The following is a 26,386-nucleotide window of genomic DNA, read 5'->3' as shown; positions in this document are numbered from 1 at the left end:
ACCGGTCATCCCAACGAGAGCTTCGACGCCGACGCTGCCGTAACGGGTTGCTCGGCGGGGACCAGCCGGTCATAGATCCGGAACGTATCCGCGGCGATCCGGTCCCAGGTGTAGCGGGCCTTCGCACGGTCGCGGCCCGCGGCGCCGAGGCTTTGGCGCAGAAAGTCGTCGCGCACCAACTGTTTGATCGCTGCGGCCACATGGGCCGGGCTGTTCGGCTTGACAAGGCGACCGGTGACGTCGTGCACGACGGTGTCGAGCATGCCGCCGACGGCGGCCGCGACCACCGGCACACCGCAGGCCATCGCTTCCAGCGGAACGATGCCGAACGGCTCGTACCACGGTGTGCAGGCGACCACGTCGGCTGACCGCAGTATCGCCGGCATGTCAGCGCGCTCGACGGATCCGTAGAGATGGACACGGTCGGCCACCCCGAGTTCGTCGGCCAGCTTCAACAATCGGCGGGCTTCCGGATCCGACTTCAGTTTGGATTTCTTCGGACCACCGACGATGACGAGTTCGGTGTCGGGTATTGCGGGCAATGCCCGCACCACGACGTCGAAACCCTTGCGGGACACGAACCTTCCGACACTGACGACGCGGTGCCGGTCACCGCGCGGTGCCACAGGGCCGTCGGGTGTGAAAACGTCCACATCCACCCCGCAGGGCACGACCGACATCCTGGTCCGGGATCGGCCCATCCTGACCAATTCGAAGACCTCGTCGGTACAGGTGGCGGCAACCCATGAGGCGCAGCGGGCCACCATCGCCTCGAGCTGGTGGCGCTCCTTGGGGCTGGTGTCGTTGGCACCCTGGTGCCTACGCTTCACCACACCGAGCGCGTGGAAAGTCTGTACAGCAGGGATTTCCAGATGGCGGGCCGCCAATTGGGCTGCGACGCCTGACATCCAGAAATGGGCGTGCGTCACGTCCGGGCGGTCGGCGCTCCACCGCGCGTCCAGGAATTGGGCGAACAAACCCATGTGGCGCAGCAATTCGTCCTTTGGGAGGTGTTCGGCGGGTCCTGCGGGCACATGCACGACCGTGTATCCCTGCGGCATGTCGACGCGTTCCGGCAGATCGGGCTCGTCGCGCCGGGTGTAAACCGTGACCGTGTGGCCCCGGCGCGTCAACGCCGCTGACAGCTCCGCGACATGCACGTTCTGTCCGCCTGCATCGGCGCCGCCGAGCACTGCCAGCGGACTGGCGTGTTCGGAGACCATCGCGACCTTCATCAGGACCCTTCCTTCGAGCGCTGTCCACATGTGGTCTGGATGACGTCGTCCCATTCGGCGAGGAACCGGTCGAGCGCGAAATGGGTGGTGGCGAAGTCGCGGGCGGCCTTGCCCGCCGCGGAGGCGGCGGAGGCGTCGGTCACGAAACCCTCCAGCGCATGTGCCAGCGTCGCGACGTCAGCGCTGACCACGCCCGCCTCCTGCGGCACCACCAGCGGTGTCATGGTGGACGCGACCGCCACCACCGGCATGCCCAGAAACATCGCCTCGATGAGCGAAAGCCCGAGTGAGGTCCACCGAGCGGTGTGCAGATACACCCGCCGCCGCGCCACCTGGTGCAGTAGTCGCGGCGCCTGTACATCACCTTTTCCGCAGAGTCGGGGCGGCGTGGACATCGCCTCGCTGCCGATGCCCCACACATCGATCCGCGCGTGTCGCGACAATTCGTCCAGCAAATCAGCGCCGACGGTGCGCCAGCGCCTGCGCGGCTCGTTGATCATGGTGGCCGCGGCCGCAATCTCGCCGGTATACAGAAATCCGGGATCGGCGATGCCATGGTTGATCACTTTGGTGGGCGCCTTGCCGTTGTCCCACATCAATCGGTTGAAGTCGGTCACATGGATCAGCGGGATGTCGTCGCGCCCAGCCAGCGGGTGCACGCTGTCGACGGCGAAGGGCCGAGGCGCGTTGTGCTCGACGTAGACCGCCGGGATGTCGACACCTGGTCTGCGGCCCAACCAGCGTGTCGCCAACTCGATCTCATCGGGCCGCTGCAAGATCACCATGTCGATCTCTTCAGCGCGCAGTTGGCACGACGAAATCTCCTCGGCGCGAGGCCATTTCCTACCACACAGACCGCGTCCGTATGCGTCCCGATTCTCGTTCACGGGAAGTACACAACGATGCCTGCCCGCGACGAACGCCTCCGTCCAGGACCCATGCACATGCCACACCAACACCGAACGAGTGGCTTGCGGTCCCGACATGCGAACCGCTTACCCGAAGCCATTCTGCGGTAAAGGTCGAGTCATCGACTCTTCGCGAAGTGACTACCCTACGTTCGTAAACCGGACCGGTAGGCAGCCCGCGGCCCGGTTTTCGGCAAGATCAGAGGGGGTATCCGATCGACATGCCAGACAGCGAACACCTTCCCGACGACGTGCCTGTCGCCGACGCCGTCGAGCAAACGCGGCCTGCGAGAGAGCCTGCGCTCGACGAAGAGGCCTCCGCCGAACCGCCGGACACTCCGCCGCTCGAGACGGCACCCGCCGACTGGCAGGAACAGCTCGAGATCGTCGAGATCGACCCCGAGGACGACGACGTGGGCTGACGGGAGTCGCCGTGGCACAACAGAGTGGACGCCCGCGCCGCTGGCGGGCCGGAGTTCTCCTGGCGGCATTCTTCGTCGCCCTCGGCCTGCTGTTGACCCGCTGTCCGGCCAACCGCGACGGTATGCCGGGTCAACTGGCTCAGTCCATGGAGGAGTCCACCGGCGCGGCCCGCAGCGGTGCGCTGGCTCTGGATATGTGGCTGCAGCGGCGGTCCACCACCCAATTCACCAGCGTTGCGCTCACCGATGCGCGCGACGAGGTGGTCAAGGCCTACAAGGGAATTGCCGAATTGCGGGCGCAGGATCGGATCGACGTCGACCGCCAGCGCATGCTGACCCAATCGATGACCGACATCATCGCGCAACTGAACGCGGCCGGCGCGACGATTCGTGACGTCACCAAAGTGCCGCCCGCCCAGCAGGCGCGTGACGACCTGCGCGCGGCGGCCGACGCTCTCGAGAGCGCGTACCACTGATGAAGAAGCTCTTCTCAGTCGCTCTGGGAATCCTCACCGCCATCGGCGGATTCGTCGACATCGGCGATCTGGTGACCAACACCGTCGTCGGTTCGCGATTCGGCATGGCGCTGGTCTGGGTGGTCATCGTCGGCGTGGTCGGCATCTGTCTGTACGCCAACATGGCCGGACGAGTCGCCGCCGTCAGCGGCAGAGCGACATTCGAGATCATCCGCGAGCGCCTCGGCCCACGCGCCGCGGCGGCGAACCTGTCCGCGTCGTTCTTCATCAACCTGATGACGCTGACCGCCGAGATCGGCGGCGTCGCATTGGCACTGCAACTGGCCACCGACGTCGGACCGACGATGTGGATCCCGGTCGCGGCGTTCGGAGTGTGGGTGGTGGTGTGGCGCGTCAAGTTCTCCATCATGGAGAACGTGACCGGGCTGCTCGGGCTGTTCCTCATCATCTTCGCGGTCAGTGTGTTTGCGCTGCAGCCGAATTGGGGCGACCTCGCGCATCAGGTCACGTCGCCGGTCATACCGGAGAAGGAGTCGGCGGCGACCTACTGGTATTTCGCGGTCGCACTGTTCGGTGCCGCGATGACACCGTACGAGGTGTTCTTCTTCTCCTCAGGAGCGGTGGAGGAGCATTGGACCAAGAAGGATCTCGGGACATCGCGGCTCAACGTGTTGGTCGGCTTCCCGCTCGGCGGGATGTTGTCGATCGCGATCGCCGCATGCGCGACACTCGTGTTGCTGCCCAACCAGATCGAAGTCACGACACTGTCGGAGACGGTGATGCCGGTCGTGGCCGCGGGCGGAAAGCTGTTCCTGGCCTTCGCGATCGTCGGGATCGTCGCCGCGACGTTCGGCGCCGCGCTGGAAACCGCGTTGTCCGGCGGCTACATCCTGGCCCAATTCCTTGGTTGGCCGTGGGGAAAGTTCCGGCGGCCGGCACAGGCCGCGCGGTTTCACGTGGTGATGATCGTGACGATCGTCGTCGGCGCCGCAGTGCTCTACACCGGCGTCGACCCGATCATGGTCACCGAGTATTCGGTCGTGTTCTCTGCCATCGCGTTGCCGCTGACGTATCTGCCAATCCTGATCGTGGCCAACGATTCCCAGTACATGGGGGCGGACACCAACGGGAGGGTGACGAACGTCTTCGCCTCCGTGTATCTGGTGATCATCTTGGCGGCGTCGCTGGCCGCGATCCCGCTGATGATCGTGACAGGAGCCGGTCAATGAGCGAGCTTCCCATCCAGTCACACCGTGGCCGAGTGCTCGACGCTCGCTTGCATCTGCTTGACCGCCAACTGCTCGACGACGCCGGCGATCCTGCGGGCATCGTCGACGACCTCGAACTGTCGGGAGTGGAGTTCGACAAGGACATCGCGGAAGGCAGCGACGCCCCGCAGGTCACCTCGCTGCTGTCCGGTCACGTCGTGGCGACCCGGATCTTCGGCGGCATGCCCCCTCGGTCCCGCCTGCAGGCCATCCCGTGGGATCTGGTCGCCTCGGTGTCAGTGGTGGTGACGCTGAAACCCACTGATGTGGCCCTCGACAGCGGCTGGATGGAGAGGTGGCTGTGCGATCGGATCATCAAGCACATCCCGGGAGGCAGACATGCTGCTGAGTGAGGTGCTGGGGTTGCGCGTCGTCGATGCCGGGAACCATCCGGTGGGCACGGTGGTCGACGTCCGATTGACGACCTCAGAGGCGCTCGATCCGGCGACGCCGCGGGTTCTCGGCCTGGTGATCAGCCCCCGCACGAGATCGTCGTTTCTCGGCTACGAGCGTTCCGCGGCCAATGCCCCTGTGATGATCGCCGCACTGATGCGGTGGCGGCATCGCGGCACCTTCGTCGCCGCCTGGGACGACGTCGCCCGTATCGGCTCTGACCTGGTCAGATTGCGCCCCGGTTTCACCCGGTATTCGCCCGTGCTGCGCGACGGGGGCGTTTAGCCATTCCGGGCCACGGGAATGCCACCCCGCAGCGAGGGGAGATTCCTCTTGTCGGCCCTCAGGGCCCCCCGATCCAAGTCAACTGCGGAAGGGTAAGCATGACCGAGAAGAACAGTGGCCCGGAAGAAGGCATCAAGGGCGCCGTCGAAGACGTCAAGGGCAAGGCGAAGGAAGCGGTCGGCACCGTCACGGGCCGTGACGATCTGACCCGCGAGGGCAAGGCCCAGCAGGACAAGGCCGACGCCCAGAAGGACGCCGCCAAGAAGGAAGCCGAAGCGGAATCCGCTCGCGCTGGCGCACATGCCGCCGAGCGGCGTCAGGAATCCGAGCAGCGCTGAGCGCTGACATGACAAAGAGGCCCAGCCGATCGGCTGGGCCTCTTTGCGTCTCAACTACTCGGGCGTTGCCGGTGGGCATCGGGATGCTCTGCGTACCAACGCTCTTCGATGCGCCGAACCCGCAGATGCTCGACGAGCAGCCAGCCTCCTCCAATGAGGAACAGCACAAGGGACGTGATCCCGAGGCTGATCCCGACGTTGTGATGCGCCGAGGCGTGCGCGGCCAGTGCGGAAACGAAAAGCACAAGGGCGACGCCGATCACGATCAGCCCCGGCATGATTTTGTTGTCCTTCATCGACTCGCCTGCGTGCGGCCGCGTCGTCCGCGCGTGGTCGACAGGATCCTTCGGGCCCTTCATCGGTACTCCTCTCTCGGCATACCTACACCCGCCGAAACTGGGCTGATTTCAACGGTAGGACTCCCCGGCGGCGCAGTCACGTGTTCGGCGGATACTGCTCGCGGCGCAGCACCGCGGCGAGATGGGCGGCGTTGCGGGCGGCCGACGCCGTGGTCTTGGCGACGGGTTCGGGGACTTGGTCGAGGTCGTCGTAGTTCTTCGACTGCATCGCCTCGCCGGTCCAGTACGTTCCGGCCTGCGAGGGAATGGAGAAGCCGATGTCGTTGAGGCCCTGGAACATGTCGGCGATGACCTTGTGCGCCCCGTCCTCGTTGCCCACCACCGCGACGATCGCGACTTTGCCCACCATGACCGGCCGCCCGGCGTCGTCCGTATTCGACAACTCGGCGTCGAGGCGTTCGAGGACCCGCTGCGCGATGCTGCACGGGTGGCCGACCCAGATCGGCGTGGCGAGCACGAGAATGTCGGAGTCCAGGATGCTTTGGCGGATCTTGGGCCATTCGTCGCCATCGCCCATATCAGCCTCCACACCCGGGTGGATCGCGTAGTCGACCATCCGCAGCGATTCGGTCTTCACCCCGGCTTCCCGCAACCCCTGGCACACGTGTTCGGCCATCAGGGCGCTGCTCGACGGGGCAGGGCTCGGTTTCAGACTGCACACGAGCGCGACAGCGCGCAACGGTCCTGAAGAGGTTTCGGGCATGCGCCAGGGCTACCCGGCCGGCGAGCGGTCAAACGATCCTCGCGCTAGCCGCCGAACAGGACGGGGCCCGCCAACGACGGCATGCTCATCGCCACCACCACGAGCATCAACGTGAACAGGATCCAGCCCGCGCCCTGCCACGCCCACCAGGTCTCACGGTTGCGCCACGTCTGATAAGTACGCACGAACGCCCACACCGCGCCGGCCAGGAAGATCAGCGGCGCGCCCACTGACAGCAACGTCCGCTGGGGCACCCCACAGGCCACGCTGTCGGCGGTGGCGCCATGGCAGGTGCTCAGCCACAGCGTCGCGAAGACCAGAAAGGCCAGCCCGGCCACCGCGACGATCGAGCCGAAGCGCACCGCATCGCGCACGTTGGCTTTGTCGTGCCGTAAGTCGTTGGGATTGTGATACACAGCCACCCGAATTCCCTGCTCAGACGTGTTCAGTGCAATGCGGGGGGAGATTTCCCTGTCCGGCGAACGAATAAACCTCTACGGCTCGACGCGCAGATGGGCGGTCAGCAGCAACCTGTCGTACACCGATCTGGCGGGCAGGACCTCGTCGTAGGGCAGGTCAAGGAAGTCCTTGGCGACCTGCTCCGCCAGCGCGCGCAACTTGGTGTTGGTCTCCTGCGAGCGCCATTTCAGCAACTCGAACGCCGAGTCGGCGTTGATCCGGTAGATCAGCATCAGCATCCCCTTGGCCTGCTCGATGCCGCTGCGGGCCTCGGCGATCTCGGCCACCGCCTCGCTGAATCGCTCCTCGTGGGGGCTGGTCGCCGACGGGCTGACGTCGACATAGAAGCCGTGGGTGCCGACGACCTCGCCGGCGTCGTCGAAGATTTGGTCACCGACGACCACGACGTCGTGGACCTCGCCTTTGGTGTCGATGATGCGGTGCCGGGTGGAGAACGCGCCAGCGGTCCGGCGGATCTCGTCCAGCGTCGCGGCGACCTGACCGTAGTCGTCGGGATGCTTGTGTGACAGCACCAGTCTCGTGGTCGGTTGCACCGTGCCCGGCTCATACCCGTGCATCCGCTCCACCTGAGGCGACCATTCCCAGCGCTCGTCGGCGAAGTAGAACCGGAACCAACCGACACGTTGGGGCTCGCCGCCCGCCAATGCGTGCTCGACGGGTGTCTGCCCCTCGAGGGCGGTCAACTCGTCGGTCATGGTGTGCAGGTTAGCTCGGCTGAATACGTCACGGCATCGAAGCTGATCAGGTATTCGTTTCGGGGATATCGGCAGCATCGGTGTGATCGCTGATGTCGGGGCGGGGCCCTAGCATCCCACCCGTGAGGCTCAAGCTGTACGCGGTCGCGGGCGTCGTATCCGGCATCGCCGCATACCTTCTCGGCGCGTCCCCGGTGTGGAGCCTGGCAGTCGGCGCGGTCGCGCCCGCGCTCGCCGCGGCCGTGCCTGTCTTCCTGCGCGGAGTGCTGTCAGGGGTCAGCACCCGCGACGACGTCGCCGCCGAAATGTCGGGAACGGAGTTCGAGGACTACGTGGCGCGGGTGGTCCGGTCCTGCGGGGTCCCGGTGATCATGACGTCGGTCACCGGCGACTGGGGCGTCGACATCATCGTCGGCAGGCGACCGAATCGTGTTGCGATTCAGTGCAAACGGCAGTCCCGTCCGGTGGGCACCAGTGCCATCCAGGAGGTGGTGGCCGGAGCGCCCATGCAGGACTGCGTCAAGACCATGGTGGTCACCAACCACGAATTCACGCCTGCCGCACGCAAACTCGCGGAGTTGCACGGCTGCGAACTCGTCGGCCGCGCCGAACTACCCCGGCTCCGGTCGACGATCCGCCGCCTCACCGCATCTGCGTGAGCACCCCTCGCACCGCCGCGACGGCGGTGTCGATCTCCTCACGCGACACCGTCAGCGCCGGGCGGAACCGCACGCTGTCCGGACCGCTGGCGAGCATGATGACGTGGCGGTCCCAGAGCCTGCGGATCAACTCGTCCCGTTCTGCGCCGCTGGGCAGGCTGAACGCGCACATCAAGCCTCGCCCGCGCACGTCGAAGACCAGGCCGGGGAACTCGTCGGCCAATTCGGTCAGCTGATCCAGCAGATAACGGCCCGCCTCGGCGGCGCGCATCATCAATCCGTCAGACTCGATGACCTCGAGGATGCGGCGGGACCGCACCATGTCGACCAGGTTGCCGCCCCAGGTCGAATTGATCCGGGAGCTGACCGCGAACACGTTGTCGGCGACCTCATCGACGCGGCCGCCGGCCATGATCCCGCACACCTGCGTCTTCTTCCCGAACGAAACAATGTCCGGCGTGACCCCCAATTGCTGGTAGGCCCAGGCGGTTCCGGTGAATCCGCAACCGGTCTGCACCTCGTCGAAGATCAGCAGCGCATCGAATTCGTCGCACAGTGCGCGCATCGCGGCGAAGAACTCCGGACGGAGGTGCCGGTCGCCACCCTCACCCTGGATCGGTTCGGCGATGAAGCACGCAATGTCGTGCGGGTTGGCTTCGAACGCCGCACGCGCCTGGCGCAGCGACTCGGCTTCGAGCGCGTCCATGTCGGCGCCGGGGCGGATGTACGGCGCGTCGATCCGCGGCCAGTCGAACTTCGGGAACCGGGCCACCTTGTTGGGGTCGGTGTTGGTCAGCGACAGCGTGTAGCCGCTGCGGCCGTGGAAGGCGCCGCGCAGGTGCAGCACCTTGGTGCCGAGTTCGGGGTCTCTGCCGTGCGCCTGGTTGTGTCGGCTCTTCCAGTCGAACGCGACCTTGAGCGCATTCTCGACGGCCAGCGCTCCCCCGTCGACGAAGAACAGATGCGGCAGCGCGGGATCGCCGAGCACCCTGGCGAAGGTGTCGACGAAGCGGGCCATCGGCACGCTGTACACGTCGGAGTTGCTCGGCTTGTTCACCGCGGCCTGCGCCAGTTCGGCGCGGAAGTCCTCGTCGTCGGCCAACGCCGGGTGGTTCATGCCCAGCGCGGACGACGCGAAGAACGTGAACATGTCGAGGTAACGCTCGCCGGTGCGGGCGTCGACCAGATACGACCCCGATGAGCGGTCGATGTCAAGGACGAAGTCGAGCCCATCGGCCAGGATGCTGCGGGCCAGCACGTCACGGACGTCGTCGGGGCGCAGGGCAGCAGAGGTCAGCACGGCAGTCATGAGACCATCTTAACAGATTATTTACGGTGGTTATGTCCTGCGACCGGAACTATTACGGTATGAACTCGCGTCCAGCGTAAAAAGTCTGTAGGATGATCGTGCTTCGGGTCCGCACGTTCGCCGCCGTCCGGATCCGTTGCAGCAAATCTTCGAGCGCCCGCGCCGATTCGACACGCACCAGCAGGATGTAGCTCTCTTCTCCTGCGACCGAGTAACAGGACTCGATTTCCGCGATGTGTTCGAGCCGGGCGGGCGCATCATCAGGTTGGGAAGGATCAAGAGGAGTGATGGCCACGAACGCGGACAGCATGTGCCCGATGGCCTCGGGGTTGATCCGGGCCGAGTACCCGGTCACCACGCCGCGCGACTCCAGCCGCCGGACCCGGGACTGGACAGCCGACACCGACAGCCCGGCCACCGCCGCGAGATGCGCCAGCGTCGCGCGTCCGTCGGCCACCAGTTCACGCGCGAGGGTGCGATCGATCTCGTCGAGCGGTTCGCTCATGGCGGCACTGTATCCAAGGTGGTCACAGAAATGACCCGGCGCTCCGATTTCTGGCAGACCTCGCGGCTTCGCGCCGAATTCGCGGCCGCGTTGTCGCGCCTCTACGGCGCCGAGGTTCCGGCGTACCACACGCTGGTCGAAGTCAGCACCACGGTGAACCGCGACGTGGGCGGTGGCGACGAGCGGCTCGGTTCGCTGGACCGGGTGACGGCCGAACGGCACGGCGCGATCAGGGTGGGCAGCGCCCGCGAACTCGCCGACGTCGCGGATCTGTTCGCGGCGTTCGGGATGTTCCCGGTCGGCTTCTACGACCTGCGCGACGCGGCATCGCCGGTCCCGGTCGTGTCGACCGCGTTCCGTCCGATCGACACCGACCAACTGGCCGCCAACCCGTTCCGGGTCTTCACGTCGATGTTGGCGACCGCGGACGAGCGGTTCTTCTCACCGGATTTGCGGACCCGCGTCGAGCGGTTCCTCGAGGCGCGGCAGTTGTTCGACCCGGCGCTGATCGCCGAGGCGCGACACATCGCCGCCGACGGCGGAGCCGACGGTGCGCGCGCGCAACGGTTCGTGGCCGCCGCGGTGTCGGCGTTCGCGCTCTCGCGTGAGCCGATCGACCGCGGCTGGCACGACGAACTCGTCAAGGTGTCGGCGGTGGCCGCCGACATCGCCGGGGTGCGCACCACCCACATCAATCACCTGACACCGAGGGTGCTCGACATCGACGAGCTGTATCGGCGGATGACCGCGCGCGGCGTCACGATGATCGACGCCATCCAGGGCCCGCCGGCCTGGCACGGGCCCGCGGTCTTGTTGCGGCAGACGTCATTTCGTGCGCTGGCCGAGCCACGACGGTTCCGTGAGGCCGACGGCTCGGTGTCGCACGACACGCTGCGGGTGCGGTTCGGTGAGGTCGAGGCGCGAGGGGTGGCCTTGACCCCGCTGGGCAGGCATCGCTACGACGCCGCGATGGCGACACCGGATCCCGCCGCCGTATGGGCCGACTACTTCCCCGCCACCGACGAGGCGATGGCGGCCGAGGGGCTGGCCTATTACCACGGCGGCGACCCGGCGAAACCCGTTGTCTACGAAGACTTCCTGCCCGCCTCGGCGGCAGGCATCTTCCGTTCCAACCTCGATACCGACAGCCAGGCGGCAGATACCGCGGACAATTCGCAGTACAGCCTGCAGTGGCTCGCCGGTCAGATCGGCCACCACATCCACGACCCCTACGAGATCTACGAGAAAGTCGCGTCCTCATGACCACGATTCAGTCCACGAAGCTTCCGACCGCCGAGGAACTGCGCACCAAGGCCCGCGACGCGCTGAGTGCCGTCGGCGCGCGCACCGCGCTCGGTGCGCCGGGCGGCGCCGGAGCCGGGGGGCCGGCGACATCCCACCCCGGATTGCAGGCCAGCACGCCGATCACCGGCGAGGTGCTGTTCGCCGTGCCGGAGTCGACCCCGGAGCAGGCGGACGCGGCGATAGCCGAAGCCGCACAAGCGTTTACCACATGGCGGACCACACCTGCGCCGGTCCGCGGTGCGCTGGTGGCCCGGTTGGGTGAACTGCTCGTCGAGCACAAGGCCGACCTCGCGACGTTGGTCACCATCGAAGCAGGCAAGATCACCTCCGAGGCCCTCGGCGAGGTGCAGGAGATGATCGACATCTGCCAGTTCGCGGTCGGCCTTTCGCGCCAGCTGTACGGCAAGACGATCGCCTCGGAGCGACCGGGCCACCGTTTGATGGAGACCTGGCATCCGCTCGGCGTGGTCGGGGTGATCACGGCGTTCAACTTCCCCGTCGCGGTCTGGGCGTGGAACACCGCGATCGCGTTGGTGTGCGGGGACACCGTGGTGTGGAAGCCCTCGGAGCTGACACCGCTGACGGCGGTGGCGTGCCAGGCGCTGATCGAACGGGCGGCCGACGAGGTGGGCGCACCGCAAGCGGTGTCCCGGCTGGTGCAGGGCGGCCGCGAGGTCGGCGAACGGCTGGTCGACGATCCGCGGGTGACGTTGCTCAGTGCGACCGGTTCGGTGCGGATGGGTCAGCAGGTCGGACCGCGGGTGGCGCAGCGGTTCGGCAAGGTGCTGCTGGAACTCGGCGGCAACAACGCCGCGATCGTGACCCCGTCGGCCGATCTCGACCTGGCCGTGCGCGGTATCGTGTTCGCGGCGGCAGGGACCGCGGGACAGCGGTGCACGACGCTGCGCAGGCTGATCGTGCACACCTCGATCGCCGACGAACTGGTGGGCCGGATCGTCAACGCCTACCGGCAGCTGCCGGTCGGCGACCCGGCCGCCGACGGCACGCTGGTGGGCCCGCTGATCCACGAGACCGCGTATCGCGACATGGTGCGGGCGTTGGAGCAGGCCCGCGCCGACGGCGGCGAGGTGATCGGCGGCGAGCGTCATGACGTCGGGGACGAAAGCGCGTACTACGTGTCGCCTGCGGTGGTGCGAATGCCGTCGCAGACCGCGGTGGTGCATTCGGAGACGTTCGCGCCGATCCTCTACGTGTTGACCTATGACGACCTCGACGAGGCGATTGCGTTGAACAACGCGGTGCCGCAAGGTCTTTCGTCGGCGATCTTCACGCTCGACGTGCGTGAGGCCGAGCGCTTCATGGCGGCCGACGGCTCGGACTGCGGCATCGCCAACGTCAACATCGGCACCTCGGGCGCCGAAATCGGTGGCGCGTTCGGCGGCGAGAAGCAGACCGGCGGGGGCCGCGAGTCGGGTTCCGATGCGTGGAAGGCGTACATGCGCAGGGCCACCAACACGGTGAATTACTCGTCCGAGTTGCCGCTGGCGCAAGGGGTGCACTTCGGGTAGCGGCCTGCCAGGTCTCTCCCAGACCTGTGGGCGTTTTGATACCGCGCCAGCGGGTCACTCTATGACCATGCAAAACAGCAATCCGCGTGTGTTTGCAGTGGTCGGCGTGGTTGTCGCCGCGATAGCGGCGGGCGCATTGGTGATGCCCGCCGCCCGCCAACTCGGTTCGGCGTCGGGCTCGCTGGCGGCAGCGGCGATCATCGGGATCCCGGTCCTCGTCGTGCTGGCGGTCAGCGGTGCGGCCTACTACGGCGCGCTGACCAGTTGCGTCGTCGCGGTGGTCACCGCCGTCATCACCTGCGTCGTGTCGTGGGTGATCGCTGCGTTCGCATTCGCGACAGCCCTGTCCGGGTCCACGACGGGCCTGCTGCTGGCGGTCGTGTTGTTCGGCGGCCCAGCGTTGTGCGTGTTGGTGTTCGGCCTGCTGGCGCTGCGTCTCGTACCCGCCCGAACAGCGGACTTCGCAATGCCCGGGAAATTTCAGCACAATTAGCACCATGCTCGGGCTACCGGACGCCGTGCGCGCCTGCCTGTTCGACCTCGACGGCGTGCTGACCGACACCGCAAGCGTGCACAAGAAGGCCTGGAAAGCAATGTTCGACGCGTTCCTGCGCGAGCGGGCCGAGCGGACCGGTGCACAGTTCGTCGAATTCGACATCGCCTCGGACTATTTGACCTACATCGACGGCAAGAAGCGCGAGGATGGCGTCCGGTCGTTTCTGGCCTCCCGCGGTATCACGCTTCCCGACGGCACGCCCGACGACGACCCGTCGGCCGAAACCGTGTACGGCCTCGGCAATCGGAAGAACGAACTGTTCCATCACACGCTGCGCGAGGACGGCGTCAAGGTGTTCGAAGGTTCGCGGCGCTATCTCGAGCAGGCCGACGCCGCCGGACTGGCGATCGCGGTGGTGTCGTCCAGCGCCAACACCCGAGAAGTGCTGGAAATGACCGGGCTTGACAAGTTCGTCCAACAGCGCGTCGACGGCGTGACCATGCGGGAGGAACACATCCCCGGCAAGCCTGCGCCGGACTCGTTCCTGCGCGCAGCCGACTTGCTGGGGGTCGAACCCGCCGAAGCGGCGGTCTTCGAAGACGCGTTGGCCGGCGTCGAGGCGGGCCGACGCGGCAACTTCGGCTGCGTGGTCGGTGTGGACCGCGTCGGGCAGGCAGATGCGTTGCGCCGCAGCGGCGCAACGATCGTCGTGACCGATCTGGCCGAATTGCTGGCGGACCGATGATCACTGAACAGACCTTCCCCGTCGAACCGTGGTGCGTGCGCGAGACCACACTCGATCTCAACCTGCTCGCGCAGTCCGAGTCGGTGTTCGCGTTGTCCAACGGGCACATCGGCCTGCGCGGCAACCTCGACGAAGGCGAACCGTACGGGCTGCCCGGCACCTACCTCAACTCGTTCTACGAAACACGCCCGCTGCCGTATGCCGAAGCGGGATACGGCTATCCAGAAGACGGCCAGTCGGTCGTCGACGTCACCAACGGCAAGATCCTGCGCCTGCTCGTCGACGACGAACCGTTCGACGTTCGCTACGGCAACCTCGAGTCCCACGAACGCGTCCTCGACATGCGGGCAGGCACGCTGACGCGGCATGCGGCCTGGACCTCGCCCGCGGGCAGACGGATGAAGTTGCGCTCGACACGCCTGGTGTCGCTGGTGCAACGCGGCGTCGCGGCTATCGAATACATCGTGGAGGCGGTCGACGAATTCGCGCGGATGACAGTGCAATCCGAGCTCGTCGCCAACGAGGACCAGCCAACGCCGTCGGACGATCCGCGGGTCGCCGTGCTACTGCGAAACCCGCTGCAGGCGGTGCAGCACGACGCCGACAACCAGGGCGCACTGCTCGTACACCGCACCCGCAACAGCGGATTGATGATGGCCGCGTCGATGGAACACCAGATCGACGTGCCCGGCCGTGTCGAAGTCGACACCAGTGCCGGCGAGGACTGGGCCAGGACGACGATCATCTGCGGGCTGAGGCCGGGACAGAAGCTGCGCATCGTGAAGTACCTCGCCTACGGGTGGTCGAGTCTGCGGTCCCGACCCGCGCTGCGCGACCAGGTGCTCGGCGCGGTCGCCGGCGCCCAGTACTGCGGCTGGGAAGGGCTGCTCGAGGCGCAACGCGACTTCCTCGACGACTTCTGGGACTGCGCGGACGTCGAGGTGGAGGGCGACGCGGACTGCCAGCAGGCCGTGCGCTTCGGGTTGTTCCACGTCTTGCAGGCCAGCGCGCGGGCCGAACGCCGCGCGATCCCCGGGAAGGGTCTGACCGGTACCGGCTACGACGGCCACACCTTCTGGGACACTGAGGGATTCGTCCTTCCGGTACTGACCTACACGGCGCCGTATGCCGCGGCGGACGCGTTACGCTGGCGGGCTTCGACGTTGGATCTGGCCCGCGACCGCGCGGAGGAACTCGATTTGGCGGGCGCCGCGTTCCCGTGGCGCACGATCCGCGGCCAGGAATGCTCGGCCTACTGGCCCGCGGGCACGGCCGCCTGGCATATCAACGCCGACATCGCGATGGCCTTCGAGCAGTATCGCATTGTCACAGGCGATGATTCGCTGGAGTCGGAATGCGGTCTGACCGTGCTGGTGGAAACGGCACGGCTGTGGATGTCGTTGGGCCACCACGACCGGCACGGGGTCTGGCATCTGGACGGCGTGACCGGTCCCGACGAGTACACCGCCGTCGTCCGGGACAACGTATTCACCAATCTGATGGCGGCACACAATCTTCGGACGGCGGCGGCCGCCTGCAACCGGCACCCTGACGGCGCGCTGGCGCTGGGCGTCGGACCCGAGGAGACAGCCGCGTGGCGCGACGCGGCCGCGGCGGTGCACGTCCCGTTCGATAAGGAACTCGGCGTTCACCAGCAGTGCGAGGGCTTCACGACACTTCGCGAGTGGAACTTCTCGGACAACACCGCGTATCCGCTGCTGCTCAACGAGCCATATGTGCGGCTGTACCCGTCGCAGGTTATCAAACAGGCCGACCTCGTGCTCGCGATGCATTGGTGCAGTGGCGAATTCACGGCTGAGCAGAAGGCGCACAACGTCGACTACTACGAACGGCGCACCACCAGAGACTCGTCGCTGTCGGCGTGTACGCAGGCAGTGATGTGCGCCGAGGTGGGCCATCTGGAGTTGGCGCACGACTACCTGTACGAGGCCGCGCTGATCGATCTGCGCGACCTACACCACAACACCCGCGACGGCCTGCACATGGCGTCGTTGGCAGGCGCGTGGATCGCTCTGGTCGCGGGGCTCGGCGGCCTGCGTGACCACGACGGGGAGCTCGACTTGAATCCTCAATTGCCGGACGGTATCTCACGGCTGCGGTTCCGGCTGCGATGGAGAAACTTCCGGCTCACCGTCGACGTCACACACGACGACGTGACATACGGTTTGCGGGACGGCCCGGACCACCGGCTGACCATTCGCCATGCGGGCGAGGCGCTCGAACTGAGCACCGACTCCCCGACAACGGTTTCGCTGCAACGGCGTGAGCCGCTGCTCGGCCCGCCGTGCCAACCGCCGGGGCGCGCGCCGCTACACCGGCGGGGCGATAAATCAGGTGCCACCAGCGACGGCCACTGACTACCCTCGACCTCGGGGGTGAGCGTCACACCATGGTCAACGTCGTCAACTTCGCCAGCGAGATCGACCAGGGCACGGTCGAGCAGGCCGCGCAGACCGCGGCACTGCCGTTCGTGTACCCGCACGTGGCGTTGATGCCAGACGCTCATGTGGGCAAGGGCGCGGCGGTCGGCACCGTCATACCGACGCTGGGCGCCGTCATCCCGGCCGCGGTCGGCGTGGACATCGGCTGCGGAATGATCGCGGCCCGTACCCGTTTCACGGCAGCCGACATCGCGGGCAAGGACACGGCGCGGCTTCGCCGTTCGCTCGAATCCGCCATTCCGCTCAGCGCAGGCAACTACAACAAGTCGCTGAAGCGGTACCCATTCACCGCCGCCAGAATCGAACACCTCGATGCGCTGGCGCGCGACGGCGACGTCGACCTGTCCCATTCGCCCAAGTGGCGACACCAGCTCGGAACCCTCGGCGGCGGAAACCATTTCATCGAGCTGTGCGTCGACGAAGACGACGCGGTCTGGATGTTCCTGCACTCCGGGTCGCGCGGCGTCGGCAACAAGATCGCCACCCGGCACATCAACGTGGCCAAGCAGCAGTGCCGCGACAAGGGCGTCGCGCTGCCCAACGCCGACCTGGCGTACCTGGAAGAGGGCACTGCCGAATTCGACAGCTACATCGCCGAATTGCGGTGGGCCCAGGCCTTCGCGCTGGCCAACCGCGAGGAGATGATGGACCGCTTCCGGCAGGCATTCGCGCACTGGATGCAGGTCGACGCCGACGACGTCGAGACCGAACGGATCAACACCCATCACAACTACACCACGCCAGAACGGCACGGCGACAAGGAAGTCTGGGTGACCCGCAAGGGAGCCGTCGACGCGCACCGGGGCCGGATGGGGATCATCCCGGGGTCGATGGGCACCCGCTCCTACATCGTGCGCGGCAGGGGCAACCCCGACAGCCTGTGCAGTGCACCGCACGGCGCGGGCCGCCGTTTCTCCAGAAGCGAGGCGCGCCGCCGGTTCACCGCCGACGACCTCGCCGAGCGGATGAAGGGCATCGAGTACCGCCACGGTGAGGCATGGGTCGACGAGATTCCCGACGCGTACAAGTCGATCGACGTGGTGATGGCCGATTCGGCGGACCTCGTCGAGGTGGTGACCACGCTGCGTCAGGTGGTCAACGTCAAGGGCACCTGACTCAGCGGCGCTTCGGCACCGGGATCCTCATCAGATCCTCGGCGACGACCACGTCGCCGCCGAACACCGCGGCCGCTTCGTCGCGGTGGCGGCCCAGGTCGGGATACCGCTGGGAGAAATGCGTGAGTACGAGTCGGCGCACTCCGCACTCCTGCGCGACGCGGGCGGCCTGGGCCGCGGTCAGGTGGCCGTACCGGGTGGCCAGGTCGGCATCGTCGTTCAGGAACGTCGCCTCGATCACCAACATGTCGGCACCGTCGGCCAGTTCGTAGACCGCGTCGCACAACCGGGTGTCCATCACGAACGCGAACCGCTGTCCGCGCCGCGGCGCGCTGACGTCGGCCAAGGCGACGGTGCGGTCGTTCACCCGGATCGAACCGGTGCGCTGCAATTCGCCGACCGCGGGCCCCGCGATGCCGTGCCGGGCCAGCAGGTCGGGCGCGAAGCGCAGACCGTCGGGCTCGATCAGCCGATAGCCGAAGGCGTCGATCGAGTGCTCGAGGCGCATCGCCTCCAGCGCCCCGAAACCGCCCTGCGCAATCGGCCCGTCCGCGTCGACGGGCACCTCGATCACGTTCGCGCGCTCATGAAACGAGCAGGCGTGGCGCAGCCGGGCGAAGTACTCGGCGCCCGAGGCGGGAAAGTAAGCGCGCATCTCGTGCGCCACCCCGTCGGCCGAAAAGCGTTGCACCACACCGGGTACGCCGAGACAGTGGTCGCCGTGGAAGTGGGTGAGGCAGAGCCGAGTGATGCTGCTGGCCGCGACGCCTGCCAACAGGAGTTGGCGCTGCGTGCCCTCGCCAGGGTCGAAGAGCAGGCCTTCGCCGTCCCACAGCAGCAGATAGCCGTTGTGGTTGCGATGCCTGGTCGGCACCTGGCTCGCCGTCCCGAGCACGACCAACTCACGTGTGGACACGTCTGTGACACTAAGCCGCAGGCTGTTGTACGTGTGTTAACTAGAATGGCGGTATGGCTGGGCCTGACGCTCTTCGCGCAAGCGGCTCGTCGCCCTCCCGGCGGCGGCTGTCGCCCGACGATCGTCGCAACGAACTGCTGGCGCTCGGCGCCGAGGTGTTCGGTGAGCGGCCGTACGACGAGGTCCGCATCGACGAGATCGCCGAACGGGCGGGCGTGTCGCGGGCGCTGATGTACCACTACTTCCCTGACAAGCGGACGTTCTTCGCGGAGGTGGTCCGCGCCGAGGGCGACCGCCTCTTCGAGGCGACCAGCACCCCGCCGAAGCCCGGGCAGAGCCTCTTCGACCAGGTGCGCGAGGGCGTGCTGGCGTATGTGCGCTACGACGAGGAGCATCCGCACGGCGCGTGGGCGGCCCACGTCGGCAGCGGCAGTTCCGATCCGGTGCTGCGGGGAATCGAGGACGTCGACAACAACCGGCAGGTCGACCGGATCATCGAGCGTGTCACCGGCGCCGTCGGCGAGGAGATGGACTCCAAGGTCGAACGCGACCTGCGCGTCACCATCTACGGCTGGCTGGCATTCACGTTCGAGATGTGCCGCCAACGCCTGCTCGACCCGTCACTGGACTCCGGTTACGTCGGCGACTGCTGTGCGCACGCCCTGCTCGACGCGATCGGCAGGGTCCCCGGCATCCCGGCCACGCTGAGCGAGGCCGTCGCGCCCGAGCATCGCTGAATCTGCCCGGCCGAGACAGTCGCACATTGCTGTGAAGGCGCTGAAGGCGCGGAACCACGTCGATAGCGGCCGCACTATTCGGGAGCACTTCATTTGCCTGTTTTGACGAATACCGTTTAATTGTCGAAAGTGCATAATTTACGTCCAATAAATGGCGTCGGAGATATTATCTATTGCGCGCCGTTTATCGAATTAGTGCGGTAGCGTCCCTGGCTTGTGACTTTTCTCCGCAAACGGATTGCGGTAGTCGGTGGTGGCGTGGCCGGTTTGGTGACGGCATGGTTGCTGGACCCTGTGCACGACGTGGTGCTGTTCGAACGCAACGCCCGCCTCGGCGGGCACGCGCACACCGTGGACGGCGGGTACGACCTGGCGGCGCAGTTCGTCTCGCCAGCCGTCCAACCGACCTACTGGCGGCTGGCCAACGAGGTGCTCGCCATCAAGATGGAGCGCATCCGTAACACGGCCGCGCTGACCGACCCGCGCAGACTGCTCGATTCCGCCCAGCCGCACCGGACACCGCTGGGCGCCGCGGCGCTGGGCGCCATGATGGCGGCCGGGCGGACGAATCGGACCTGGGACATGACAGTCTCGGAGTTCGTGTCCAGGCGGCTGCGTTGGCTGCCCGCCGCCACGCGCAACGACGTCGTGCTGCCGTGGATCGCCGCGTTCGGCAACTGCGTGATCCCCGTGGCACTGGAGACCTCGGCGATGGCGGCGCTGGCATTCATGCAGCGTGCGGCGACCCTCACCTCGATGACGTACTACAACGCCGTCGACGGCCTCGGCGTCATCGCTGACCGGCTGGCGATCTCGGACGTGCGGACGTCGACCGAGATCACCCGGATATCGCGCTCACCAGAGGGCTTCCACCTGCGCGGTGAGGTATTCGACGTCCTGGTGCTCGCGGTGCCCGCATCGGTCGCCCGCAAGCTGCTGACCGGTGTCCTGGACCGGGATCTGTCGGGATTCCGAGAGATCCGCGCGACGATGGCAATCCACACCGACCCGATCTACATGCCCGCCCGACGGCGGGACTGGCGGGCGTTCAACGCGGTGCGAACAGGCGAGCACTGCGAGGCGTCGATCTGGTACGGCGGGCTGCGCGGGACAACAGAACAGGTCTTCAAAAGCTGGACGACCTTCCGGGACCGCCAACCGACCGAGGTGATCGCCGCCGCCGAGTACTGGCATCCGGTGATCACGCCGGACACCGTGCGTGCCCAGCAGCGGTTGGAGGCGATCCAGGGGCGCGACGATTTGTGGTTTGCCGGGTCGTGGACTTTCGACGTGGATTCGCAGGAGAGCGCGGTCGTTTCCGCGGCTAAGATTGCGCAGCGGTTGGGTGGTCGCACTTTCTAGCAAATGCGTATTCGCGGATTGCCGTCGCCATAATTTCTCGACATGAAATCGGAGCAGAAACGTGGACATCGTTTTCGTGGTCGGCAGTGGCCGCAACGGCTCCACTGTCCTGTCGGAGATCCTGGGCACCCATCCCGACGTACTGAGCATCAGCGAGTTGTGGGCGATGGTCGGCTTCGACATGATCGATGTGACCCCGGTGTCGGGTGCCGATTTCTGGATGCGTCTTGCCACCCCGAATCCGGTACTGACTGCGATGTTCCGAGCCGGGATCGCGACGCCCGAATTCCGTTATCTTCAGACGACCGGGAGATTTCGACCCGAGGACGGTGTGCCGCCGCTCTGCGTGGTGACCCTGGCCCACCTGAGCAGCGACCCGGACGCGATCTTCGACGAGTTGGACCGTGTGGTGCCGTCATGGCCGGTGCGCCCGCTTGCCGACCATTGGCGCGCACTGTTCGGTCTGCTCGGCCCTGGCCGTTCGGTCGCCGTCGAGCGTTCGGGCTACTCCATCAGCGCGGTGCGCCGGATGCGCGCGGCGTTTCCCGAAGCACGCTTTGTGCATCTGTACCGCAACGGTCCCGACTGTGCGCTGTCCATGTCACGGCATCCCGCGTTTCGGCTGATCCTGCTGCAGAACCGCATGCGGGACATGTTGGGATTGCGCTCCACCGACGACCTTCGGCCCGAGCACGCCGACCTGCTACCCGCCGAGTTGGGCGCGCTGCTCGGGCCCGATTCCGATATGCGCACGCTGGTCATGGAGCGGGCGTTACCGCTGGTGGACTTCGGGGCAATGTGGTCCGAAGCCGTCCGGTGCGGCCTCGCTGACCTCGACGGGCTGCCCGGACGCCTCGACCTGCGTTACGAGGATCTGCTGGATCACCCCGAGCGCGAGCTGGTCAGGTTCGCCGAGTACGTCGGAGTCACCGCCACGCCCGACTGGGTCCGCGCTGGCGTCGATCGCATCGACCGCACCCGACGCGGTGCGGCGCGACAGCTCAGCCCACCGGACCGCGACGCGCTGGCCGCTGCGTGCCGCCCCGGCATGCAGGCTCTCGGGCTTGGCTGAAACTTGTCGGTGGGCTGCTGCACCATGGCTGGATGACCTCTGATCCGCTCGAGCGCTTCAGCGCGCTGACCCGCGAGTGGTTCACGGGCACCTTCGCCGAGCCCACCGCGGCGCAGGCGCAGGCCTGGTCGGCCATCGCCGACGGCGACAACACGCTGGTCATCGCCCCGACCGGATCCGGTAAGACGCTGGCCGCGTTTTTGTGGGCCATCGACCAGCTGGCATCGTCAGACCCCAGGGGCACCGGCACGCGGGTGCTGTATGTATCGCCGCTGAAGGCGCTGGCCGTCGATGTCGAGCGCAACCTGCGCACCCCGCTGATCGGCATCGGCCGGATCGCGGAGCGTCGCGGGCTGACCGCGCCGTCCATCAGCGTCGGGGTCCGGTCCGGGGACACCCCGCCCGCCCAGCGCAGGGCGCTGATCAGCAATCCGCCGGACATCCTGATCACCACGCCGGAGTCGCTGTTTTTGATGCTGACGTCCTCGGCCCGCGAGACGCTGGCCGAGGTGCAGACGGTCATCGTCGACGAGGTGCACGCGGTGGCCGGCACCAAACGCGGTGCGCATCTGGCGCTGTCGCTGGAGCGGCTCGACCAGATTCTGGCCACCCCCGCGCAGCGCATCGGGCTGTCGGCGACCGTTCGGCCGCCCGAGGAAGTGGCGCGGTTCCTGTCCGGGCAGGCCAGGACGACCATCGTCGCGCCGCCTGCGGCCAAGACGTTCGACCTGTCGGTGCAGGTGCCGGTGCCGGATATGGCGAACCTGGAGAACAACTCCATCTGGCCCGACGTCGAGGCGCGCATCGTCGATCTGATCGAGGCGCACCGCAGTTCGATCGTGTTCGCGAACTCGCGGCGGCTGGCCGAGCGACTGACGTCGCGGCTCAACGAGATCCACGCCGAACGCAACGGCATCGAACTGCCCGACGGGCGCAATCCACAAGTCGGCGGCGGCTCCCCTGCCCAGCTGATGGCCAGCGGTCAGTCGCAGGGCGCACCCACCCTGCTGGCCCGCGCGCATCACGGCTCGGTCAGCAAGGAGCAGCGCGCGCTCGTCGAGGACGACCTGAAGAGCGGGCGCCTACGCGCCGTCGTCGCGACGTCCAGCCTGGAGTTGGGCATCGACATGGGCGCCGTCGATCTGGTGATCCAGGTCGAGGCACCGCTGTCGGTGGCCAGCGGGCTGCAGCGGATCGGGCGGGCCGGGCATCAGGTCGGTGAGATCTCGCAGGGCGTGCTGTTTCCCAAGCACCGCACCGACCTGATCGGCTGCGCGGTGACGGTCAAGCGGATGCTGGCAGGCGAGATCGAGACCATGCACGTGCCCACCAATCCGCTCGACGTGTTGGCCCAGCACACGGTGGCGGCGTGCGCGCTGGAGCCCATCGACGCCGACCGCTGGTTCGACGCGGTGCGGCGCAGCGCACCGTTTGCGACGTTGCCGCGCAGCGCATTCGAGGCGACGCTGGATCTGCTGTCGGGCAAGTACCCGTCCACCGAATTCGCCGAACTGCGGCCGCGGCTGGTGTACGACCGGGATGCGGGCACGCTGACCGGACGGCCCGGCGCGCAGCGGCTGGCGGTCACCTCCGGCGGCGCCATCCCAGACCGCGGCCTGTTCACCGTATACCTGGCTACCGACTCCGAAAAGCCTTCGCGGGTAGGCGAACTCGATGAGGAGATGGTCTACGAGTCACGGCCGGGCGACGTGATCTCGCTCGGCGCGACCAGTTGGCGCATCACCGAGATCACCCACGACCGTGTGCTGGTCATTCCGGCGCCGGGTCAACCTGCCCGGCTGCCGTTCTGGAAGGGCGACGGCGTCGGCAGGCCGGCCGAGTTGGGCGCCGCGGTCGGTGCGTTCACCGGTGAGCTGGCGCGTCTGGGCCACGATGAGTTCATCGAACGTTGCCGGGCAATGGGTTTCGATCAGTTCGCCTCCGACAACCTGTGGCAGTTGCTCGACGACCAGCGGCAGTCGACGGGCACCGTGCCCAGCGACAGCACGTTGATGGTCGAACGCTTCCGCGACGAACTCGGCGACTGGCGGGTGATCCTGCACTCCCCCTACGGCCTTCGGGTACACGGCCCGCTCGCGCTCGCCGTGTCCCGGCGACTGCGGGAGCGCTACGGCATCGACGAGAAGCCGACGGCCTCCGACGACGGCATCATCGTCCGGCTACCCGATACCGAAGACGCCGCGCCCGGTGCCGACCTGTTCGTCTTCGACGCCGACGAGATCGAACCGATCGTCACCGCCGAAGTGGGCGGCTCGGCGCTGTTCGCGTCGCGGTTCCGCGAATGTGCCGCCCGCGCTTTGCTTCTGCCGCGGCGACATCCGGGCAAGCGGTCGCCGCTGTGGCATCAGCGGCAGCGCGCCGCGCAACTGCTCGACGTGGCCCGCAAGTACCCGGACTTCCCCATCGTGCTGGAGGCGGTTCGCGAGTGCCTGCAGGACGTCTACGACGTGCCCGCGCTGACCGAGCTGATGCACCGGGTGGCGCAGCGCAGGCTGCGGATCGTCGAGGTGGAGACCTCGACGCCGTCACCGTTCGCGGCGTCGCTGTTGTTCGGATACGTCGGCGCCTTCATGTACGAGGGCGACAGCCCGCTGGCCGAGCGTCGCGCCGCCGCCCTGTCACTGGACAGCGTGCTGCTGGCCGAACTACTCGGCCGCGTCGAATTGCGCGAACTGCTCGACCCGCAGGTCATCGCCACCACCACCGGACAACTGCAGCACCTGTCCGCCGACCGGTTGGCCCGCGACGCCGAGGGCGTCGCCGACCTGTTGCGGGTGCTCGGCCCGCTGACCGAGCAGGAGATCGCCGACCGCTGCACCACCAGGGACGTCGGCGGCTGGCTGGACGGTTTGCAAGCCGCCAAGCGGGCGCTGCGGGTGTCGTTCGCCGACCAAACCTGGTGGGCGGCAATCGAAGACATCGGTCTGCTGCGCGACGGCGTCGGCGTGGCGGTGCCGGTGGGGGTGCCGACGGCGTTCACCGAATCGGTCGACGACCCGCTCGGTGAGCTGCTGGGCCGCTACGCGCGCACCCACGGACCGTTCACCACGCGTGACGCGGCGGTACGGTTCGGCCTCGGCCTGCGGGTGACCGCCGACGTGCTGGGCAGGATGGCCATCGACGGCAAGCTGATCCGGGGCGAGTTCACGGATATCCCCGTTTTTGAGCATGGGGACAGCGAGCAGTGGTGTGACGCAGACGTTTTGAAGATCCTGCGGCGCAGGTCGCTGGCCGCGTTGCGGGCGCAGGTGGAGCCGGTCAGCACGGCGGCCTACGGCCGGTTCCTGCCGTCGTGGCAGCAGGTGGGCACACACAATTCCGGTATCGACGGCCTAGCGTCGGTGATCGACCAGTTGGCCGGTGTGCCGGTGCCCGCATCGGCGGTGGAGTCGCTGGTGTTCGGGCAGCGGGTGCGTGACTACCAACCGGCGATGCTCGACGAACTGCTCGCCTCCGGGGAGGTCACCTGGTCGGGTGTCGGTCAGATCGGCGGCGGCGACGGCTGGATCGCCTTCCATCCCGCCGAGTCGGCGCCACTGACCTTGGCTGCGCCCACCGAACTCGAGTTCACCGACACGCATCGGGCGATCATGGACGCCCTCGGCGCGGGCGGTGCGTATTTCTTCCGCCAACTCGCCGGCGGTGGCGAAGCCGAGCAGCTCAAACAGGCCCTGTGGGAACTGATCTGGGCCGGCTGGGTCACCGGCGACACGTTCGCACCGGTGCGCGCGATGCTGGCTGGCAGCCGTCGGTCGACGGGGCGCCGCGGCGCGCCGGCGCACCGGCAACGCCAGCGGCCGCCGCGGTTGAGCCGCTACAGCGTCGCGCATGCCGCGGCGCGGCAGTCCGATCCGACAGTGGCGGGCCGGTGGTCGGCGCTGCCCGCGGCCGAACCGGAGTCGACGGTGCGGGCGCATTTCCAGGCCGAGCTGTTGCTCGGCAGGCACGGCGTGCTCACCAAGGGTGCGGTCGGGGCCGAGGAGGTGCCGGGTGGCTTCGCGATGCTGTACAAGGTGCTGACCGCGTTCGAAGAGGCGGGCCGCTGTCAGCGTGGCTACTTCGTCGAGTCGCTGGGCGGGGCGCAGTTCGCCGTCGCCTCGACGGTGGACCGCCTGCGGTCCTACCTCGACGGCGTCGACCAGGAGCGCCGCGAATATCACGCGGTCGTCCTCGCGGCCGCCGATCCCGCCAATCCGTACGGCGCGGCGCTGCCGTGGCCGACGCGCACCAGCGCCGACGACGACGTCACGCACCGGCCGGGACGCAAGGCCGGTGCGCTGGTCGCGATCGTCGACGGGGAGCTGGCCTGGTACTTGGAACGCGGCGGCCGCTCGCTGCTGAGCTTCACCGGCGACGCCGACGCGCACGCGACGGCCGCGGCCGCGCTCACCGATCTGGTCGCCGCGGGGCGCATCGGCTCGCTGCTCGTCGAGAAGATCAACGGCGTATCGGTGCTGGAACCGGTCGGCGAGGGCGAGCGCGCCGCGGCGCAGGAGGCGCTGCTGGGCGCCGGGTTCGCCCGCACCCCGAGGGGCCTTCGGTTGCGCTAGCCGATATGGGGTTGACTCGAGGCCGAAGGCCTCGGGCTGCA

26 protein-coding genes are annotated in these 26,386 nt (G+C 67.4%); 17 read left to right on the top strand and 9 right to left on the bottom strand.

Going from position 1 to position 26,386, the window contains the following annotated elements; all coding sequences use genetic code 11:
* Positions 1-5: 5 nt before the first annotated feature.
* Both C1A30_RS12385 and C1A30_RS12380 read right to left on the bottom strand, forming a co-directional pair.
* The gene (locus tag C1A30_RS12385; protein WP_101948604.1) at positions 6-1,235 is read right to left on the bottom strand and encodes a glycosyltransferase; all 1,230 of its coding nucleotides are present in this window, start codon (positions 1,233-1,235) and stop codon (positions 6-8) included.
* Positions 1,235-2,221: a glycosyltransferase gene (locus C1A30_RS12380; RefSeq protein WP_101948603.1), complete on the bottom strand. Its 987-nt coding sequence runs from the start codon at positions 2,219-2,221 to the stop codon at positions 1,235-1,237. Before C1A30_RS12380 ends, C1A30_RS12385 begins: the two co-directional genes overlap by 1 nt.
* A 143-nt stretch (positions 2,222-2,364) precedes the next feature.
* Here C1A30_RS12380 and C1A30_RS12375 point away from each other — a divergent pair, with 143 nt between their 5' ends.
* The 6 genes from C1A30_RS12375 (at position 2,365) to C1A30_RS12350 (ending at position 5,325) form a co-directional block, all read left to right on the top strand.
* Complete coding sequence (locus tag C1A30_RS12375; protein WP_101948602.1) at positions 2,365-2,565, top strand: hypothetical protein; 201 nt, start codon at positions 2,365-2,367, stop codon at positions 2,563-2,565.
* Between the two features lie 11 nt (positions 2,566-2,576).
* Positions 2,577-3,041 carry a hypothetical protein gene (locus C1A30_RS12370; RefSeq protein ID WP_235009840.1) on the top strand — a complete coding sequence of 155 codons (465 nt, stop codon included), beginning with the start codon at positions 2,577-2,579 and terminating at the stop codon, positions 3,039-3,041.
* Entirely contained in the window at positions 3,041-4,270 is a 1,230-nt protein-coding gene (locus C1A30_RS12365) for an Nramp family divalent metal transporter (RefSeq protein ID WP_101948601.1), read from the top strand. Before C1A30_RS12370 ends, C1A30_RS12365 begins: the two co-directional genes overlap by 1 nt.
* Positions 4,267-4,662: a hypothetical protein gene (locus C1A30_RS12360; RefSeq protein WP_101948600.1), complete on the top strand. Its 396-nt coding sequence runs from the start codon at positions 4,267-4,269 to the stop codon at positions 4,660-4,662. The genes C1A30_RS12365 and C1A30_RS12360 overlap by 4 nt, the downstream gene beginning before the upstream one ends.
* Positions 4,649-4,987 (top strand): PRC-barrel domain-containing protein, encoded by a 339-nt coding sequence (locus C1A30_RS12355; protein ID WP_101948599.1) that lies wholly within the window; start codon positions 4,649-4,651, stop codon positions 4,985-4,987. The genes C1A30_RS12360 and C1A30_RS12355 overlap by 14 nt, the downstream gene beginning before the upstream one ends.
* Before the next feature lie 98 nt (positions 4,988-5,085).
* Positions 5,086-5,325, top strand: coding sequence for a CsbD family protein (locus tag C1A30_RS12350; RefSeq protein ID WP_101948598.1), 240 nt, complete (start codon positions 5,086-5,088; stop codon positions 5,323-5,325).
* A gap of 50 nt (positions 5,326-5,375) precedes the next feature.
* Here the strand turns inward: C1A30_RS12350 and usfY are convergent, their stop codons facing one another.
* The 4 genes from usfY to C1A30_RS12330 all read right to left on the bottom strand — a co-directional run bounded on the left by usfY (position 5,376) and on the right by C1A30_RS12330 (position 7,562).
* Positions 5,376-5,684, bottom strand: a complete 309-nt coding sequence (usfY, locus tag C1A30_RS12345; RefSeq protein WP_101948597.1) for a protein UsfY — start codon at positions 5,682-5,684, stop codon at positions 5,376-5,378.
* Between the two features lie 76 nt (positions 5,685-5,760).
* Positions 5,761-6,387 (bottom strand): flavodoxin family protein, encoded by a 627-nt coding sequence (locus C1A30_RS12340; protein ID WP_101948596.1) that lies wholly within the window; start codon positions 6,385-6,387, stop codon positions 5,761-5,763.
* Between the two features lie 44 nt (positions 6,388-6,431).
* Positions 6,432-6,809, bottom strand: coding sequence for a hypothetical protein (locus C1A30_RS12335; RefSeq protein ID WP_101948595.1), 378 nt, complete (start codon positions 6,807-6,809; stop codon positions 6,432-6,434).
* Between the two features lie 72 nt (positions 6,810-6,881).
* Positions 6,882-7,562: a PAS and ANTAR domain-containing protein gene (locus C1A30_RS12330; protein WP_101948594.1), complete on the bottom strand. Its 681-nt coding sequence runs from the start codon at positions 7,560-7,562 to the stop codon at positions 6,882-6,884.
* A gap of 92 nt (positions 7,563-7,654) precedes the next feature.
* On the opposite strand from C1A30_RS12330, the gene C1A30_RS12325 reads away from it, so the two are divergent.
* Positions 7,655-8,221, top strand: a complete 567-nt coding sequence (locus tag C1A30_RS12325; protein ID WP_101948593.1) for a restriction endonuclease — start codon at positions 7,655-7,657, stop codon at positions 8,219-8,221.
* Here C1A30_RS12325 and lat read toward each other — a convergent pair.
* Both lat and C1A30_RS12315 read right to left on the bottom strand, forming a co-directional pair.
* The gene (gene lat, locus C1A30_RS12320) at positions 8,205-9,530 is read right to left on the bottom strand and encodes an L-lysine 6-transaminase (protein WP_101948592.1); all 1,326 of its coding nucleotides are present in this window, start codon (positions 9,528-9,530) and stop codon (positions 8,205-8,207) included. The two genes, C1A30_RS12325 and lat, sit on opposite strands and share 17 nt — an antisense overlap.
* Before the next feature lie 52 nt (positions 9,531-9,582).
* Positions 9,583-10,035 carry an Lrp/AsnC family transcriptional regulator gene (locus C1A30_RS12315; RefSeq protein WP_101948591.1) on the bottom strand — a complete coding sequence of 151 codons (453 nt, stop codon included), beginning with the start codon at positions 10,033-10,035 and terminating at the stop codon, positions 9,583-9,585.
* A gap of 30 nt (positions 10,036-10,065) precedes the next feature.
* Here C1A30_RS12315 and C1A30_RS12310 point away from each other — a divergent pair, with 30 nt between their 5' ends.
* The 6 genes from C1A30_RS12310 to C1A30_RS12285 all read left to right on the top strand — a co-directional run bounded on the left by C1A30_RS12310 (position 10,066) and on the right by C1A30_RS12285 (position 17,687).
* Positions 10,066-11,298, top strand: a complete 1,233-nt coding sequence (locus C1A30_RS12310; protein WP_101950150.1) for a 2-oxoadipate dioxygenase/decarboxylase family protein — start codon at positions 10,066-10,068, stop codon at positions 11,296-11,298.
* Positions 11,295-12,869 (top strand): aldehyde dehydrogenase family protein, encoded by a 1,575-nt coding sequence (locus C1A30_RS12305; RefSeq protein ID WP_101948590.1) that lies wholly within the window; start codon positions 11,295-11,297, stop codon positions 12,867-12,869. The genes C1A30_RS12310 and C1A30_RS12305 overlap by 4 nt, the downstream gene beginning before the upstream one ends.
* A 67-nt stretch (positions 12,870-12,936) precedes the next feature.
* Complete coding sequence (locus tag C1A30_RS12300) at positions 12,937-13,362, top strand: hypothetical protein (RefSeq protein ID WP_142392594.1); 426 nt, start codon at positions 12,937-12,939, stop codon at positions 13,360-13,362.
* Between the two features lie 4 nt (positions 13,363-13,366).
* On the top strand, positions 13,367-14,110 hold the full coding sequence (locus C1A30_RS12295) for a beta-phosphoglucomutase family hydrolase (protein WP_101948588.1): 744 nt from the start codon (positions 13,367-13,369) through the stop codon (positions 14,108-14,110).
* Positions 14,107-16,488 (top strand): glycoside hydrolase family 65 protein, encoded by a 2,382-nt coding sequence (locus tag C1A30_RS12290; protein WP_101948587.1) that lies wholly within the window; start codon positions 14,107-14,109, stop codon positions 16,486-16,488. Before C1A30_RS12295 ends, C1A30_RS12290 begins: the two co-directional genes overlap by 4 nt.
* 32 nt (positions 16,489-16,520) lie before the next feature.
* The gene (locus C1A30_RS12285) at positions 16,521-17,687 is read left to right on the top strand and encodes an RtcB family protein (protein ID WP_101948586.1); all 1,167 of its coding nucleotides are present in this window, start codon (positions 16,521-16,523) and stop codon (positions 17,685-17,687) included.
* A 1-nt stretch (position 17,688) separates the two neighbouring features.
* Here C1A30_RS12285 and C1A30_RS12280 read toward each other — a convergent pair whose 3' ends face one another.
* On the bottom strand, positions 17,689-18,603 hold the full coding sequence (locus C1A30_RS12280) for a ribonuclease Z (protein ID WP_101948585.1): 915 nt from the start codon (positions 18,601-18,603) through the stop codon (positions 17,689-17,691).
* A 53-nt stretch (positions 18,604-18,656) separates the two neighbouring features.
* On the opposite strand from C1A30_RS12280, the gene C1A30_RS12275 reads away from it, so the two are divergent.
* The 4 genes from C1A30_RS12275 to C1A30_RS12260 all read left to right on the top strand — a co-directional run bounded on the left by C1A30_RS12275 (position 18,657) and on the right by C1A30_RS12260 (position 26,345).
* On the top strand, positions 18,657-19,340 hold the full coding sequence (locus tag C1A30_RS12275; protein ID WP_101948584.1) for a TetR/AcrR family transcriptional regulator: 684 nt from the start codon (positions 18,657-18,659) through the stop codon (positions 19,338-19,340).
* 216 nt (positions 19,341-19,556) lie between these two features.
* Entirely contained in the window at positions 19,557-20,702 is a 1,146-nt protein-coding gene (locus C1A30_RS12270; protein WP_101948583.1) for an FAD-dependent oxidoreductase, read from the top strand.
* A 61-nt stretch (positions 20,703-20,763) separates the two neighbouring features.
* Positions 20,764-21,774 carry a sulfotransferase gene (locus C1A30_RS12265; protein ID WP_101948582.1) on the top strand — a complete coding sequence of 337 codons (1,011 nt, stop codon included), beginning with the start codon at positions 20,764-20,766 and terminating at the stop codon, positions 21,772-21,774.
* A gap of 32 nt (positions 21,775-21,806) precedes the next feature.
* On the top strand, positions 21,807-26,345 hold the full coding sequence (locus C1A30_RS12260; RefSeq protein WP_101948581.1) for an ATP-dependent helicase: 4,539 nt from the start codon (positions 21,807-21,809) through the stop codon (positions 26,343-26,345).
* The last annotated feature ends 41 nt before the right edge of the window (positions 26,346-26,386 follow it).

Source organism: Mycobacterium sp. 3519A (assembly GCF_900240945.1).
Classification (GTDB): Bacteria; Actinomycetota; Actinomycetes; order Mycobacteriales; family Mycobacteriaceae; genus Mycobacterium.
This window is presented reverse-complemented; position numbering and strand designations above follow the sequence as displayed.